This window comes from Xanthomonas campestris pv. campestris str. ATCC 33913, from assembly GCF_000007145.1.
Lineage (GTDB): Bacteria > Pseudomonadota > Gammaproteobacteria > Xanthomonadales > Xanthomonadaceae > Xanthomonas > Xanthomonas campestris.
Window position 1 is genome coordinate 2818131 of the sequence record NC_003902.1, and the last position, 16465, is coordinate 2834595.

At 64.9% G+C, this 16465-nt stretch carries 13 protein-coding genes; 3 read left to right on the plus strand and 10 right to left on the minus strand.

Features of this window, described 5'->3' with window-relative positions:
* Positions 1 to 5: 5 nt before the first annotated feature.
* Together XCC_RS12400 and XCC_RS12405 are read right to left on the minus strand one after the other, a co-directional pair.
* Positions 6 to 1124: a phytase gene (locus tag XCC_RS12400; protein ID WP_011037526.1), complete on the minus strand. Its 1119-nt coding sequence runs from the start codon at positions 1122 to 1124 to the stop codon at positions 6 to 8.
* The gene (locus XCC_RS12405; RefSeq protein WP_012438071.1) at positions 1124 to 3685 is read right to left on the minus strand and encodes a TonB-dependent receptor; all 2562 of its coding nucleotides are present in this window, start codon (positions 3683 to 3685) and stop codon (positions 1124 to 1126) included. Before XCC_RS12405 ends, XCC_RS12400 begins: the two co-directional genes overlap by 1 nt.
* 151 nt (positions 3686 to 3836) lie before the next feature.
* On the opposite strand from XCC_RS12405, the gene upp reads away from it, so the two are divergent.
* Positions 3837 to 4469: a uracil phosphoribosyltransferase gene (gene upp / locus XCC_RS12410; RefSeq protein ID WP_011037528.1), complete on the plus strand. Its 633-nt coding sequence runs from the start codon at positions 3837 to 3839 to the stop codon at positions 4467 to 4469.
* A 323-nt stretch (positions 4470 to 4792) separates the two neighbouring features.
* Here upp and XCC_RS12415 read toward each other — a convergent pair whose 3' ends face one another.
* From XCC_RS12415 to rsmD, 7 genes are all read right to left on the minus strand, one after another.
* On the minus strand, positions 4793 to 6553 hold the full coding sequence (locus XCC_RS12415; protein WP_011037529.1) for a glycoside hydrolase family 9 protein: 1761 nt from the start codon (positions 6551 to 6553) through the stop codon (positions 4793 to 4795).
* A 283-nt stretch (positions 6554 to 6836) separates the two neighbouring features.
* Complete coding sequence (gene ggt / locus XCC_RS12420) at positions 6837 to 8618, minus strand: gamma-glutamyltransferase (RefSeq protein WP_011037530.1); 1782 nt, start codon at positions 8616 to 8618, stop codon at positions 6837 to 6839.
* Positions 8615 to 8899, minus strand: a complete 285-nt coding sequence (locus XCC_RS12425; RefSeq protein WP_011037531.1) for a YfhL family 4Fe-4S dicluster ferredoxin — start codon at positions 8897 to 8899, stop codon at positions 8615 to 8617. The genes ggt and XCC_RS12425 overlap by 4 nt, the downstream gene beginning before the upstream one ends.
* Positions 8890 to 9042: a hypothetical protein gene (locus tag XCC_RS22115; RefSeq protein ID WP_019237562.1), complete on the minus strand. Its 153-nt coding sequence runs from the start codon at positions 9040 to 9042 to the stop codon at positions 8890 to 8892. The genes XCC_RS12425 and XCC_RS22115 overlap by 10 nt, the downstream gene beginning before the upstream one ends.
* 58 nt (positions 9043 to 9100) lie before the next feature.
* The gene (locus XCC_RS12430; protein WP_014508077.1) at positions 9101 to 9598 is read right to left on the minus strand and encodes a hypothetical protein; all 498 of its coding nucleotides are present in this window, start codon (positions 9596 to 9598) and stop codon (positions 9101 to 9103) included.
* Between the two features lie 50 nt (positions 9599 to 9648).
* Positions 9649 to 10155: a pantetheine-phosphate adenylyltransferase gene (coaD, locus tag XCC_RS12435; RefSeq protein WP_011037533.1), complete on the minus strand. Its 507-nt coding sequence runs from the start codon at positions 10153 to 10155 to the stop codon at positions 9649 to 9651.
* The gene (gene rsmD, locus XCC_RS12440) at positions 10152 to 10775 is read right to left on the minus strand and encodes a 16S rRNA (guanine(966)-N(2))-methyltransferase RsmD (RefSeq protein ID WP_011037534.1); all 624 of its coding nucleotides are present in this window, start codon (positions 10773 to 10775) and stop codon (positions 10152 to 10154) included. Before rsmD ends, coaD begins: the two co-directional genes overlap by 4 nt.
* A gap of 240 nt (positions 10776 to 11015) precedes the next feature.
* On the opposite strand from rsmD, the gene htpG reads away from it, so the two are divergent.
* Complete coding sequence (gene htpG / locus XCC_RS12445) at positions 11016 to 12920, plus strand: molecular chaperone HtpG (protein ID WP_011037535.1); 1905 nt, start codon at positions 11016 to 11018, stop codon at positions 12918 to 12920.
* Positions 12921 to 13176: 256 nt separating this feature from the next.
* A complete protein-coding gene (locus XCC_RS12450) occupies positions 13177 to 13866 on the plus strand; it encodes a hypothetical protein (RefSeq protein ID WP_228422533.1) in 690 nt (229 codons plus the stop codon).
* A gap of 167 nt (positions 13867 to 14033) precedes the next feature.
* Here XCC_RS12450 and XCC_RS12455 read toward each other — a convergent pair whose 3' ends face one another.
* The gene (locus tag XCC_RS12455; RefSeq protein ID WP_011037536.1) at positions 14034 to 16409 is read right to left on the minus strand and encodes a glycoside hydrolase family 127 protein; all 2376 of its coding nucleotides are present in this window, start codon (positions 16407 to 16409) and stop codon (positions 14034 to 14036) included.
* Between the last annotated feature and the right edge of the window lie 56 nt (positions 16410 to 16465).

The following is a 16465-nucleotide window of genomic DNA, read 5'->3' on the forward strand; positions in this document are numbered from 1 at the left end:
CACTGTCACAGTGCGCAGTCCTTCAAGCGCAACGTGCGCGCGATGTCGCGCCAATCGAATGCGGCCACGGCCTGGTCGTCGTGCAGCGCGTAGAACACCCCGCCCGGGAAGCGCGCATCGCCATGCTGGTCCAGCCACACGCCATCGGTATTGGCGGTCACCCGCCCGGCGAACGCGCCGACCGGCGCCAGGCTCTGCCGATCGAACACCTGGAACACGCTGCGGTCCTTGAACTGGTCGGTGGCAATCCAGTAGCCGCTGCCGTCGGCGCACTGCAGCAAGGTCATGCCTTCGGCCTGCGCCTTGAACAAGCCCGTGCCCACATTGCGGCCGCGATAGCGGCCATCCATGCCGTACTCACGCAACTGCGTGCCTACCGCGACATCTTCCTCGGCAATCATCAGGCGCGCGTTGGCCTCGTCGCCAAAGACCGATTCGGCAATGCGCACCGCACCGGCCTCGGTGGTATCGCCAAAGCTCTGCGTCAGCGTCGCGTTCCAGCCCTGCCCTGTGGTCTGCAGCTGATAGCGGCGGAACCGCTGACCAAGCTCGGCCAGCGGCGGCGGTGTGTCCTTGTTGGCCGGCGACATGTAGTTATCGCTGACCACCACCTCGTAGCCGCCGTCGTGCTTGCGCACCCACAACCCATACGGTTCGCGCAGTTCGTCCTGGCCGAAAGCGATCAACGGCGTGAAGTCCGGCAGCGAGAACACCTGCACGCGGCGATTGTCGCGCTCCACCACGAACACCAGATCGTCGACCACCGAGATCCCGTTGGGACGATCCAGCTTGCCCAGCGCCTTGCCCTTGCCGCCCACCACGCGCAACCGCTTGCCGCTGTCGCCATCGAACACCACCAGCGCATGCGTGGCCTTGGCGGTGGCGATCAGCCAGCGGCTACCATCCGGCGCAATCCAGCTGGCCGGCGAATCCAGGTTGTCGGCGGGCGTCAGCGCCGTGATGAAGGCCTCCGGCACCACCTGATGCGCGACCTTGGACTCGCTGAGCAAAGGGTCTTGCAGCAGCGCTTCGTCGGCTTCACGGTCGGCTGGCGCGCTGGCGCAACCGGCCAACGCCGCCGCGGCGGCGAGCACTGTGGTCTGCAGGATGTGGCGCGCGGCCATCACAGCGCCACCTTCAGGCCGAGCGCATAGGTGCGGCCGTACTCTTCGTTCTGCAGCGTGCGCGAAGGCACGCCCTGGTACAGCTCCAACGGCTCGTCGAGCAGGTTCTGCGCTTCCAGATACAGGCTGACGTGGCTGTTGAACTGATAGCTCATGCTGACATCCAGTTGGGTGTGTGGCGCGACGTAGATATCGTACGCGCGGCTCTGGCCGATGGTGTCCAGGTACTCGCTGCGATACACGGCCGCCACGCGCGCACTAAAGCCATACTTTTCATAGCCCAGATGGCCGCTGTAGATGCGCTTGGACGAGCGCGGCAGCATGAAGTCGTCGCCGGCGCGATTGCTCAGGCCCGGGTCGAAGTCGCTGTCCAGGGCGGTGGCGCTGGCGCCAACCAACAAGCCGTTCCAGCCTTCGGGCAGGAAGTCCAGCGTCTGCTGCCAGTTGAACTCGGCGCCGCGCACCTTGGCGGTGTCGCCATTGATCGAGCGCGTCACCTGCAGGCCCGGGAATTCGGCATCGGTGGTGCTGAGGGTCTGCACGATGTAATCGTCGATCGACTTGTTGAACACCCCCAGCGACACCAGCCCGGTGCTGCCGATGTATTTTTCGAACGACAGGTCCAGATTGGTGGAGCGATACGGGTTGAGGTCCGGGTTGCCGATGCTCACTTCTTCATCGCCGCGGTTGATGCTCACGCGCGGCGACACATCGCCGAACGACGGGCGCGACAGGGTCTTGTTGGCTGCAAAGCGCAGCACCCAATCGTTGCCGCTGTCGTAGCGCAGGTGCAGGCCCGGCAACACATTGGTGTAGCTGCTGGACGCCTCGCGCGGCGTGACCGTGGCGGTGCGGCCGTTTTCGGCCACGTCCACCTGGTTGCCGATGGCGTTGAACTGCGTGTTTTCCACGCGGACACCGGCAATCATGCGCAGCGCACCGATGTCCCAGGTGCCCATGGCATAGGTGGCGAAGACGTCTTCGGTGGCGGTGTAGTCGTCCTGCAGCGAGACCTGCTGGTTGCCGCCCACGTCCTGCGGACGAGCGCTGTACAACCCACCCGACGCGCGCCAGTAGCGACGCATGCCGTCCGAGCCGATGCTTTCGCCCAGCGTGCCGCCGCGGTGCTCCGGTGCGGCGGTGGTCCAGCTGCTCAGATCGATCGCCGGGCCACGCCGCAGCTCCTGTTCGTTGACGTCGACATCGCGCTCGCGCCAGCGACCGAGCACACCCATCTTCAGGCTGGAATGTTCGCCGTCGAAGCGCACATTGACCTGCGCGCTGTGCTCGCTGTCGTCCACCGTCTTGGGCGACACGACAAAGCGGTCGAACACGAAGTCCTGGTTGCTCTGCCATCCGTTGTCAGAGAACCCCAGCCGCGGGATGCCGCTGCGCTGGTCCACGGTGGCCGACAGGTCGTCGCCGTCGTAGTTGAAGCGCGCTTCCATTTCGTCGTTTACGCGTTCGGTGGTCTTGGTGTAGCCCACCTTGTAGTCCACCGTTGCAGCGCTCAGGCGGTTTTCACCACCGACGCTGATCGCCGTGTTGTCTTCCTTCTTGGTGCGGTAGCGCACCCGCTTGGAGATGCTATCCGCCGGCAGGTCGGCCACGTCGTAAGTGCCATCGCCGTTGGCGCTGACCTGCCCATCGGCCAGGCCGAAGATGGTGCGCTGACGTGTTTCGGCATCGTCGAAACGGCTGTACAACGAGCGCAGGTAGTAGCGGTTGTCGGCGTCCGGGCGCCAGTCCAGATTGAGGTTGGCGCCCATGCGGGTGCGCTCGATGAAGTACTTGCGGCGCTGCACTTCGCCGGCGAACAAGTCATCGGCAGCGCCACCGTCGAAGCTGTCGTAGGCCACTTCGGTGTTGTCGGATTCAAACTCGCGGTCCTGATAGTTCACACCCACCGCCACGCCGAAGGTGCCGTTGTAGATGTCGCTGTAATTGAACGCGCCCTTGGGGCTGGTCTTGCCCGACAGCGACTGGTGGCTGCCTTCGATCGACCCGCGCAGGGTGCGCCCGTCGCGATCGAACGCCGAGGTGGATTCCACCTGGATGGCGCCGCCGATCGAATCGCCCGGCATGTCCGGCGTGGGCGACTTCACGACCTTCAAGCGCTCGGTGGAATCGGACGGAATCACGTCCAGCGGCGCCGAGCGTGTACCGTCTTCCGGCGTGCCCATGCTCATGCCGTCGATGGTCACGCTGTTGAGCGACGAATCCAGGCCGCGGATCACCACAAAGCGCCCCTCTCCCTGGTCGCGGGTGACGCTGACACCGGGCAGGCGCTGCAAGGATTCTGCAACATTCTTGTCGGGGTAGCGGCCCATCGCATCGGACGCCACCGCATCCTGGATCGCATCGGAAGCACGCTTGAGATCGACTGCGCGCTCCTGCGCTTCCAGCTGCGGCCGCACTTCCAGCCGCTCCAGGTCGATTGCCGCCGCGCCGCTGGCTGCACCGGTCACGACCGCCTCTTCTGCCGCCTGTGCCAGCGGGCTCCACGCGACCGAAGCCAACGTCAGCGTGATCGCCATGCAGAGCGGAGTCTTGTTCAACACGAGTGCTTCCCCAATCGGTTAAGAATGGGTGTGCACACTATGTCTGCGACGTTTCACCGACATGACATATGCGAGCACCATCACAGGCCCTGTGTGGCGACGCTGCGGCCGGCTGCGGCACACTGTGGGCCTCTCCCGCATGCTGCCGCCCATGAAAATCGTCGAAGTCCGTCACCCCCTGGTCCAGCACAAGATCGGCCTGCTGCGTGACGCAGCGTTGAGCACCAAGGGCTTCCGCGAACTGGTGACCGAGCTGGGCACCCTGCTGGCCTACGAGGCCACGGCCAATCTGGACACCGAATCGCACGTGCAGCCGGGCTGGGCCGGGCCGGTGGAAGTGCAACGCATCGCCGGCGCCAAGATCACCCTGGTACCAATCCTGCGCGCCGGCTTGGGGATGTTGCCGGGCGTGCTGGCACTGATTCCCGCCGCGCGCGTCAGCGTGGTCGGCCTGCAGCGCGATGAAGAAACCCTGCAACCGGTGCCGTATTTCGAGCGCCTCACCGGCCGCCTGGAAGAACGCGATGCGCTGATCCTGGACCCGATGCTGGCCACCGGCGGCACGCTGATCGCCACCATCGACATGCTCAAGCGCGCTGGCGCACGGCGCATCAAGGGCATCTTCCTGGTCGCCGCACCCGAAGGGCTGAAAGCGCTGGAAGCGGTACACCCGGACGTGGAAGTCTATACCGCCGCCATCGACGATCACCTCAACGAAAAAGGCTACATCCTGCCCGGCCTGGGCGATGCCGGCGACCGGATCTTCGGCACGCGGGTGGAGTGAGCTTTCCAGCTGAAGTGAGTTTCCCGGCTGAGATGAGCGTCCCAAGCGTCCAGATCAAGAACCGACGCGCGCTGCACTATCCGACCGCGCTGCAACCGCGCCGATAAGATGAATCGGCGGCTTTAAGCCCCTCTCCTACGGGAGAGGGGTTGGGGTGAGGGTACGGCAAGCGATGCTGGCGGCGATTCACTTCTGCCGACGCGTAGCGACGCGTTTGTCATGTCAGGCATCGGCATTTCGCTGAGGCGCCCCTCATCCGGCGCTATGCGCCACCTTCTCCCGACGGGAGAAGGAAAAACCGCGTCGACGCGCTGAAGCCTGCCTCAGCGGGTCGACGCCTCGATCGCAGCACTTACATACACCAGCGGCGCATTCCAGTTGATCGCTACCTCGTTTGTCGCGTAGCTGCAGGTGTTGTCCAGATACGACAGCGCGGCCAGCTTGGACGGATACGCCACCTTGCAGTCTTTCGCGTCCTGCTGGCCCGGCTGCGGGCCACCGGCCAGCCAGCCCGGCACGGGCGCATCGATGCCGTCGGCTTCGGATGGGCGATGGTGGATATGCATTGGCGTGCGCTGCCCGACCCCGGTGACGAACGACAGCCCCAGCGGATTGCGCCCCAGGATGTAGTCCAGCTGCGATTGCGCCGCATCCAGATAACGACGTTGCTGCGTCACCCGGTAGCCCTGCAGCAGCATCATGGCCTGATTGAGTACCACCGCATTGCTGCCCCAGACAAAGTCATTATCGGCCATGGCCAAACGCCACGGCGATGCCTGCCACTGGTCGCCCAGGCGCTGCGCCAGCCCGCTGATTTCGCCTTCGATACGTGCGCGGTCGGCATGCGGCGTGAGCTGGTCACGGTGGGCGGCCAACGACATCCAGGCCAATCCACCCACGTTGCTCCACCCCGGCACGCTGGCATGTACGTTGCGCGCCAGCATGGCGTCGTAGAACGCGTCCTCGCGCGTGCTCACATAGAGCTCCGCTGCTGCCCAGGCAAATTCGTCATCTACGGTGGCGTCGTCGTAGCCGCCGGTACGCACGTCGTCAGGCTGGCGATAGATCACGTTCGGGTGTTGTTGCGCCCACGCCCAGGCACTACGCGCCGCCTTCAACATGCGCGCCGACGCGCCTGGATACTGCTTGTCGAACGGCGCATACACGCGGCTGGCCGCCGCCATCACCGCGGCGAAATCCAGCGTGGCGGCGGTGGCCTTCATCACGACATAGCGCTGCTGCTTGGCCTGGTCCGGCATCACCAGCCCATCGAACTGCTTGTCGGTGAGCTTGTGGTACACCCCGCCATCGGCCGGGTCCTGCATGGCCAGCATCCATTCCAGATTCCACCACACTTCCTGCAGGATGCCGGGCACGCCAGGCGCATCGTTGGGAATGGTGAGTGCCTGCGCCTTGAACAGCGCCGGGTAGTGCTCATACGCGGCCAGCACGGTGTAGGTGCTGATGCCGGAATTGACGATGTACTTGTTGTAGTCGCCCGCGTCGTACCACCCCTTGGGCGCGCTGATCACGCTGTTGGCCGGGCGCGTGGCAGACGCCGCCGACGGATGGATGCGCACCTCGGTGTCCGGATGCCCGGCCGCGCGCGCGTAGCGCCCGGCAAACTGCGCCGGCAACTCGGTACTGGCACGGTTGTAGTAGAACGCCTTCAGCGAGGCATCCACGACCGGCTGGTAGGCACTCGCTGCAATCGGGAATGCATCCGAGGCCGGCATGCCGGCGATCTTCAACCGATACGTGCCCGGCGTGCGCAGTGCGGAAAAGTCGGCCACGCGTGCCTGTTGCCCCGCCGGTGCCCAACTGGCCGCCGGCGACAAGCTGCCCTCCAGCACGCGAGCGCCCTTGGCATCCTCCACCGTGAAGCGGTCTGGACCGGCCGCAGCGGACGCCGGCAAGCCGACCACCGCCAGCTTGGCCGAGCCCGGCAGATAGCCGAGTTGATTGACGTGGATGGTGGCGCCAGCGGCCGGCGTGGTGCCGGCAGTGCCGGTCGTGTCCGCCGCACAGGCGGCGATGGGCGATGCGATCACCATGGCGGTGAGCAGGGTCTGGAAAATGGTCATGCCACGATGGTCGCCAAATCGACGCACACCGACAAGTCCAATCCAGACATAGGCCACTGCGCCAAACCGCATTGCTGCTAGCGAAGGTGTGGCGTGCAAGCGCTTGGGCCAGCGTGGGTCAGTACTGTGTGCAGGCCCACCTGAAACGTTTCGTAGCGCGGCGTTGCTGATCACGTTGCCGCTCAAAGCCGAGCCGCTGAGCAAGATCGCGTATCAGCAAAAGCGCGCTCCGTCGAACGCTTCCGTCATGCCTGCTCCGGGAAACGGCGCAGGCATGCGGGACTCACCGTGCCGGCGTTGCCAGCTGCACTGCGGCCTTGCCCACCGGATTGCGCGGGTCACTACCACCGCTGAGCACATTGCGGCGCTTGTCCCATTCCACGGTCTGGAAATTACCCCAGACGTGGCTGGAACCGCGGCCGCCCTCAGCGGTGTCGCCCGGCAACTTGAGCGCGTGGCCCATTGCTTCCAGCGCCTTGGCGGTTTGCGGCGAGAACGCATTGCTCTCGGCCTCGATGACGTCCGGCAACCACTGGTGGTGATACCGCGGCAAGGCACTGACCTGCTGCGCGTCCAGTCCGGCGTCGTACCCCAGGATGCCGAGCAGCACCATGGTGATGATGCGGCTGCCGCCCGGGGTGCCGAGCACGGCGACCTTGTCGGCCGACTCCATGAAGGTGGGCGTCATCGAGCTGAGCATGCGCTTGCCCGGCTTGGGCGCGTTGGCGGCATAGCCCATCACGCCAAACGCGTTCGGGGTGCCGGGCTTGAGCGCAAAGTCATCCATCTCGTCGTTGAGCAGCACGCCAGTGCCCTTGGGGATCAGCCCGGAGCCGTACAGCAGGTTCACCGTCTGGGTGGCGCCCACGCGGTTGCCTTCGCCATCGATGATGGAAAAGTGCGTGGTCTCGTCGTCTTCCAGCGGCGTCGGGTTGCCCGACAGCAGGTTGCTCGGCGTGGCCTTGTCCGGATTGATGGTGGCACGCAGGCCCTGCGCGTAATCCTTGCTGGTCAGCACGCGCTGCGGTACGTCGACAAAGTCCGGGTCGCCCAGGAAAAAGGTGCGGTCACGGTAGGCGCGGCGCATCGCTTCCACCACCAAATGAGTGCGGTGCGCGTCGTCGAGCGTGTTCAAGTCCCAGCCTTCCAGGATCTGCAGCATCGCCGCGAGTGCAATACCACCGGAAGAAGGCGGCGGCGCGGTGGTGACCTTCCAGCCGCGGTAATCGAACTGGATCGGCGTGCGCTCCTTGACCTGATACCCGGCCAGTTCGGCAGCGGTCCAGCGCCCACCGGCCTGCTTGACGCCGGCCAGCAGTTTCTTGGCGGTCTCGCCCTTGTAGAAACCGTCAAAGCCCTTCTCGCCCAGCAGCGTCAGGGTGTGCGCGAGCTCGGGCTGCTTGAAGATGTCGCCTTCGGCAATGGGTTTTCCGCCGCGCAAGTAAACCTCGCGCGTGCCGGGGTAGCGCTCCATCACTTCGCGCCGCGAGGCGTAGCCCTTGGCCATGCGCGCATACACCGGGAAGCCCTCGGTAGCGATGCGGATCGCCGGTGCCAGCGATTGGGTGAGCGGCAGCCGGCCGTGCTTGGCCGCCAGTTCCACAAGCGCCGCTGGCAAACCGGGGATGCCGGCCGACCACGGGCCGTTGACCGAGCGGTCGCGGTCCAGCCCGCCGTTCTTGTCCAAAAACTGTGCGGAAGTGGCGGACTCCGGCGCGTACTCGCGCGCGTCCAGCATCACGTCCTTGCCGGTCTTGGCGTCGTGCAACAGGAAGAACCCGCCGCCGCCCAGCCCCGAGCTGATTGGCTCGACCACCGCCAGCGTGGACGACACCGCGATCGCCGCATCGAAGGCATTGCCGCCTTCGCGCAGGATCTGCAGCCCGGCATCGGTGGCCAGCGCATGGCCACTGGCCACCGCCGCACCCGGCGGATGCGTGGCGGTGCCGGCGGGCGGCGGCGTGGCCGCTGCGGCGTCGGGCTGGGCCGACCACGCGGCTGGGGCGACCACGAAGGCCAGCAACAACAGGCCACTCGGGAACAAGCGTCGGGGGGAAGTGATCACGGGGCGGGAGGCTCCTGTTCGTACAGTTCGGGATGATCGCGCTGCAGCTGGATGAGCTTGGCCAGCAATTGATCATGTGTTTCCGGGATCGCCGGGTCCGGGTCGATGCATTCGACCGGGCACACCACCACGCACTGCGCCTCGTCGAAATGACCGACACATTCGGTGCAGCGCGCCGGATCGATCACATAGATGGTTTCGCCCATCGAGATGGCCTGATTCGGGCACGCCGGCTCGCAGACGTCGCAGTTGACGCACAGCTCGTTGATCTTCAGCGACATGTGGAGGCCACCTGCGGGGCCAGGCCCAGGCGAAGCAGCTGCTCGCGCGCGACGGCGCAGGCACTGCGATGGACGCCGCCGGTGGCGGTGTCGGGGAACGGCCCCGAAGGGCCGACCCGGATGGAGTGCAACGTCAGCAGCATGGTGCGTTTCCACGCCGCGGCCGGATGCGCCCTCCCGCGCACCCGGCCTGGTACGGCATTACTTGGCTTCAACGAAGATGTATTCCGCGCCCTTGGGCTGGATGATGGTCTGCACGCGCGCGTTCTCGGCGGCATTGCCGATGAACAACACGCGCACGCCCTTCATCGAATCCGGCTGCACGTCCTTGAACGCGGCTTCGATCAGGTCGGCCATCTTGGTGGAGGCCGACGAACCGAAGGCCAGCATGTTGCCCGGCTGCACGCCACGGGCCAGCGCGGTCTTGACGCTTTCCAGCTGACGCTCGTAGCTGCCGGCGAACTCGGCATCGGATTCCGGCGGCAAGTAGTACAGGAACGGGCTGTTGGTGGTGGTGCCCAGGTTCTGGCCAACCACTTCCTGCAGGTACTTCTTCCAGCCGGCGTTGTCGTCCTTGGCCGGAGCGGTCAGCGCAGCCGGAGCGGCAGCGGCGGTCGGTGCCGGCTCTTCCTTCTTGCAGGCGGTGACGGCCAGAGCGGCGATCGAAGCGAGCGCCAGCGCGCGCATGGTGTGTTTCATGAAACTCCTCCCTTTGAAAAGCGTGTGGTGGTGTTGACTGCTGAGACGGTTCAGACCTGGGCGCGCGATTCACGCACCTGGCGCAAGGCATCGACGACCGACGCCGGAACGAAACCGGACACATCCCCGCCCAGCCGCGCGATTTCGCGCACCAGCGAGGACGAGATGAAGCTGTACTGCTCGGCCGGGGTGAGGAACAGCGTTTCCACCTCGGGGATCAGATGGCGATTCATGCTGGCCATCTGGAATTCGTATTCGAAATCGGACACCGCACGCAGGCCGCGCAGCAGCACGCCGGCGCCCATGTCGCGCACGAAATGCGCCAGCAAGGTATCGAAACCGCGCACTTCTACATTGGCATGCGCCGCCAGGGCTTCCTGGGCGAGTTCGACGCGACGCTCCAACGGCAGCGCCGGGCCCTTGGACGGGCTGTAGGCAACGCCCACCACCACACGCTCGAACAACGGCGCGGCGCGGTTCACCAGGTCGATATGGCCATTGGTGATCGGGTCGAAGGTACCGGGATAGACAGCGGTGCGGCTGTTGGCCACGCTCATACGGAAGCTACCGGGGTCGGATCGCCGTTCAGTGTAGCAGCGGCCCGGCGATACAGCGCATAGCGCACCTCACGGGTCGCGCCCTCACGGTGCAGGTGCCAGCCCGGCGGTACCTGCGGCGGCAGCTCGGCCGGCGTTTCCAGGTACAGCCAGGCATCGGCGGCCAGATGCGGCGAGAGCCGTTCCAGCACCGGCGCCCACAGCCCGGCGGCGAATGGCGGGTCGACAAACACCAGATCCACCTGGCCGGTGGGCGCGCGCTCCAGCCAGCGCAGCGCATCGTCCTGCAGCACCTGCACCTGCTCGGCGGCGCCCAGCCGGGCCACGTGCTCACGCAGGCGTTGCGCCAGCCCGGGGTCGCGTTCGATCAGCAGCGCATGCGCGGCGCCCCTCGAGACTGCCTCCAGCCCCAGCGCGCCGGAGCCGGCGAACAGGTCCAGCACGCGGGCGCCGGCCAGGCGCGGCAGCAGCCAGTTGAACAGCGTTTCGCGCACGCGGTCGCTGCTGGGCCGCAACCCGGGCAGCTGTGGCACCGACAAACGCGTATTGCGCCAGCGCCCGCCCACGATGCGCACCTGCCCTTCCGCCGCGCCGCTGGCCGGCCGTGCAGCGCGGCTCATCGGCGCACGCACGTGGTCGGCTGATGAAGGCAAGGCAGCAACGGGGCGGCAGGCGTCATGGGCAGGCAATGAAAGAACCGGTGCCCATGATAGCGCTGCGGCCGCCATGGCCGCGCCGTGTTCCGGGCGGCCGCTGCATTGCTGAATCCTGCCATCAGGCCTTGAAAAATTTCGCATGCAGCCTCATCCCCCAGGCCATCGGCCGCACTGCGGCCCAGGCCACCACGGAGCACGACCACAATGACCGTTGATACCGACAAGCAGACGCTGGGCTTCCAGACCGAGGTCAAGCAGCTGCTGCAGCTGATGATCCACTCGCTGTATTCCAACAAGGAAATCTTCCTGCGCGAGCTGGTGTCCAATGCCGCCGACGCCGCCGACAAGCTGCGCTTCGAAGCCTTGGTCAAGCCCGAGCTGCTGGAAGGCAGCGGCGAGCTGCGCATCCGCGTCGACTTCGACAAGGAGGCGCGCACCGTCACCATCGACGACAACGGCATCGGCATGAGCCGCGAGGACGCGGTGTCCCACCTGGGCACCATCGCCAAGTCCGGCACCGCCGACTTCCTCAAGCATCTCAGCGGCGACCAGAAGAAGGACGCCAACCTGATCGGCCAGTTCGGCGTGGGTTTCTACAGCGCCTTCATCGTTGCCGACCAGGTCGATGTGTATTCACGCCGCGCCGGCTTGCCCGCCAGCGACGGCGTGCATTGGTCTTCGCGCGGTGAGGGCGAGTTCGAAGTTGCCAGCGTCGACAAGCCCGAGCGCGGCACCCGCATCGTGCTGCACCTCAAGGACGGCGAGGATTCGTTTGCCGATGGCTGGACCCTGCGCAACATCCTCAAGAAGTATTCCGATCACATCGGCCTGCCGATCGAGATGCGCAAGGAGCACTACGGCGAAGACGCCGACAAGCCCGCCGAGCCCGAGTGGGAAGTGGTCAACCGCGCCAGCGCGCTGTGGACCCGTCCCAAGTCCGAGATCAAGGACGAGGAGTACCAGGAGTTCTATAAGCACGTCGCGCACGATGCCGGTAATCCGCTGGCGTGGAGCCATAACAAGGTCGAAGGCAAGCTGGATTACACCTCGCTGCTGTTCGTGCCCGGCCGCGCCCCGTTCGACCTGTACCACCGCGACTCGGCCAAGGGCCTGAAGCTGTACGTGCAGCGCGTTTTCATCATGGACCAGGCCGAGCAGTTCCTGCCGCTGTACCTGCGCTTCATCAAGGGCGTGGTGGATTCGGCCGACCTGTCGCTCAATGTCTCGCGCGAGATCCTGCAGTCCGGCCCGGTGGTGGATTCGATGAAGTCCGCGCTGACCAAGCGTGCGCTGGACATGCTGGAAAAACTGGCCAAGGACAAGCCGGATGACTACGCCACCTTCTGGCGCAACTTCGGCCAGGCGCTGAAGGAAGGCCCCGCCGAGGACTACGCCAACCGCGAAAAGGTCGCCGGCCTGCTGCGTTTCTCGTCCACCCACGACACCACCGGCGCGCAAAGCGTGGCGCTGGCCGATTATGTGGGCCGCATGACCGAAGGTCAGGACAAGCTGTACTACCTCACCGGCGAGAGCTACGCGCAGATCAAGGACAGCCCGCACCTGGAGGTGTTCCGCAAGAAGGGCATCGAGGTGCTGCTGCTCACCGACCGCATCGACGAATGGCTGATGAGCTACCTCACCGAATTCGACAGCAAATCGTTCGTGGACGTGGCCCGCGGCGATCTGGACCTGGGCAAGCTGGATTCGGAAGAGGATAAGAAGGCGCAGGAAGAAGTCGCCAAGTCCAAGGAAGGCCTGGCCTCGCGCATCAAGGCCGCCCTCGGCGACGACGTGGCCGAAGTGCGCGTCTCGCACCGCCTGACCGACTCCCCCGCCATCCTGGCCATCGGCCAAGGCGACCTGGGCCTGCAGATGCGTCAGCTGCTCGAAGCCAGCGGCCAGGCCGTGCCGGAAACCAAGCCGGTGTTCGAATTCAACCCGGCCCACCCGCTGATCGAAAAGCTGGATGCGGAACAAGATATGGACCGGTTTGGCGATTTGAGCCGGGTGTTGTTCGACCAGGCTGCGCTGGCTGCGGGCGATAGCCTCAAGGATCCGGCAGGGTATGTGCGGCGGTTGAACAAGTTGTTGTTGGAGTTGTCGGCTTAAAGCTTACGACACACTGGTGATACACCAAGACCGGCGCATGCGCCGGTCTTTTTTTATGTCTATCCTGGCTTATGGAAGACGCCTCACCTGCGTCGCAGATCACTTACCGAGTGGAACGTCATCATCAGAGCGTTGAACGCGCGCCAGCCGCCACTGTGAGTGCAGCAGGCATGCCACCCGCACTCCCGACATGGCCAATACATAAAACAATTGAATTGACCTGACTCCGGCAATGCAACAAGGCAGAACTGCAATGATGAACAATCGATTCCTACTTGCACTGCTCGCCGCTTTGGCGGCCTCATTTCCGGCATGGAGTTCGGATATCGGCAAACCAGCAACTTGGCAATCATCGCGATCCGCTGAACTCAATCGAACCCGCGACCTTCCCAAATTGACCGAAGCATTGATCGCCAATTTCGATCCCGATGGCAACATCGTCCCAACAACCGTCAGCGAAGCGCAATTCATCGATCTTGATAACGATGGAACGTTGGAGCTTGTTGCGCTGGTCGACTATTCGGGACGACAGTTTTTCAGCACGATGATTGTCATCACGACCGTCAATGCAAAGCCGGTCGTGGTGACATACCGCAGCAACGGCGCCAACATGGATCGCCTGGGCGAGCGCATCATTACAGAACCTGAAAACCCGAAAAAATTGATTGTCGCAGACCGTTTCATCGGGGGATACCAAGGGTCGACGGCAAGCGCCAAAGAACAGCAACTTCTGGAACTCAGATCGGCCACACTGGAGGATGTCAGCGCGCACTATCCCAGTTACTACCTCACCAAGCGTCTACCCGCACTGGAAAAACAGGCCCGCATGTCTGCTCCAGTCGATAATGCAGACGACGTCGGGCTTGGCCCGATGAATTCCGACGAAAATAAGCGCGTGCTCAGGCAGGAGATAGAACGGGCTCGGGAGCAGTCGCTAGGCAAGTGATGCATTGGTTCCATCCGTGCCAGGATTTGAGACGCTCCCATAGAGTATCGCCAGCTGCTGGGGCGTAGATGGATCGATTGGCTCGTCCACATGCCGCACCGCGTAGTCGGGCTGTCGATGGGATGACTCGCTCTCATCGTGGCTCGTGAGCTTGGGTCGGCACAAGTTCACGCCGACTCCAGCACCCAACATCCGAACACAGGCCCGGCCGAGTAGCCGGTCTCCGGTTCGATGCGGATCTGCAGGGTGGCGCGTCCGGCGACCGCTGCTGGCAAGGCGTAATCCACGTCGACGAAGTCCAGGCCGCGGTTACCGTCGAGGCGTTCGTTGGCAATAAGTTCGCCGTCGGCGAGGATGCGAAAGCGGCGGCGGGTTTCGTCGCCCCAGTAGCGCAGGCGCAGCACGCGGGCGGTTGCGGTGTTGCGCAGGGTAAAGGCGATGAAGCCGCCGGTGCGGGCGTCACGGCCGGCGCGGCGGCGGTAGCTCAGTGCGTAGGAGCCGTCGCTCTGCAGGGCGTGCGCTTTTTCAGACGCGTCGTCGCCCAGGGCGACCCAGTCCAGTGCACTGGCATCGAGCGCACGCTGGCGTGCGGCTGCGGCGTCCTGTTCGGCCTGGCGTTGCTGCCAGTCGTTGGCACTGCGGTGTTCCAGGTAGACCGCGCTGCGGCGGTCGAACTGCGCGTAGAACGGTGAGAAGCGCCACTGTTGGGCGCCATCGCTGTAGACGTAGCTGCCCTGCCCCGCCGCTGGTTGCAGCTGCTGCAGGACCTCGTCACCGCCGATCAGCGCCAGCGTCTTGCCCGACCACGGCGTGGCGGCATCGCCCAGATCTGCCGCCAGCACCAGTGGTCCGCGCAGCACCGAGACCCAGGCGGGGTCATCGGGCGTGGCTTCCAGCCGCAATGGCATTTGCAGGCTGAGGTTGAGCGTGTCGCCTGGGTGCCAGATGCGCGTGACCCGCAGATAGCCATCGACAGCCGCTGCGTCCACGACCGCGCCATTGAGCTGCAGCACCGGCGCGGCCGCCCAGCCGGGTACCCGCAGCGAGAGCGTGCGCTGCGCTGCCGGCGCAGCGTCGATGCGCAGCGAGACGCTGCCTTGCGCCGGCAGCGCGCTGTGCAAGGTCATGTCAAGCCCGGCTGCGTTCCGCACGCGTGACGGCACATACAGATTGATCGCCACGCCCTGCCCGTCTTCCCAGTAAATCGAGTCACCGAACTGGGCGTGCGCTTCCATGCCGCTGCCGACGCAACACCAGAAATCATCGAACGGCGATGACCAACCGCGTGCCTCACCGGCCAGCATCGGTGTCATGTAGGTGAACATGCCGGTGCGTGGATGCTGCTGCGCCATCACGTGATTGAGCAGCGTGCGCTCGTAGTAATCGAAGTACGCGGCTTGCGGACCCCATTGGTACAGGTGCCGGGTGAGCTTGAGCATGTTGTAGCTGGAACAATGTTCGCAGGTCTGCTCGGTGAGAAAGCGCGCAATGCTGTCCGGCTGCTGGAAATATTCGCGGTCGCCATTGCCACCGATTACATAGCTGTGATGGTCGGTGACTGTATTCCAGAAGAAGCGCGCCGCCGCGCCGGAAGCCGCATCACCGGTCACCTCGTATTCGCGGGCCAGGCCGATGAGCTTGGGGATGTTGGTGTTGGAATGCTGGTGCACCAGTTCGTCGCGTTGTGCGACCAGCGGATCGAGCACGGCGTGGTGATGCAGGCGTTGCGCCAACGCCAGCCACTGCGCATCGCCGGTGCGCACATGCAGCTCGACGAAGGATTCGTTGAGGCCCCCGAATTCGCACGACAGCACTTTCTGCAACTGCGCATCGTCGAGTACGGAAAACACCGCTTGCAGATAGCCAGCTAAGCCCACCGCCACCTGCAGTGCCTGCGCGTTGTCGCAATGCACATGCACGTCGAGCAGGCCGGCGAACAGCTTGTGCCAGGTGTACAGCGGTGCCCAGCTGCCGTTGAGATAGAACGGTAGCGGCTCGATCTTGCCGCGTTTGAGTTCGTCGAACACCTCGCGGCCACTCTCGATCTGGCCGGCCGCATTCTTGCGGGTGAAGCCGGCCACGTAGCCATCGCCGGCATGCGCCTGGCAGCGTGCGAGTTCGGCCACCAGATAGCTGGCGCGCGTGCGGCACTGCGCATCGTCGGTTTGCGCATGCATCAGCGCCAAGGCACTGAGGTAGTGTCCCAGCGTGTGGCCGGCGATGGTGTCCGCTTCCCAGCCACCGTAGGCGGGGGCCTTGGGATCGAGACCGGCGTACAGCACGAAGTTGTGCAGCAAGCGGTCCGGCTGCAAGCGCATCAGATAACGGCGATTGGTGTGCAACGCATCCAGAAACAGCGACGGCATCAGCCGCACCTGCGCCAGCGGCACCGCGCGGATGCTGCCGGGCTGCGCCGCGGCGGCCTGGGCTGGAAAACGCAGGAATCCGGCCGCCACCGCCAGACTGCTCCAGGCCAGAAACCGACGCCGCGACAGGCTCAGCGCAGCATCGTTCACGTCATCATTGGGGTGTGCATGCGTCATCGGACCAGCTTAGCTCCTGTAGGCAACGGCGCAGTGCGCACGCGGTTGCAGTCTGC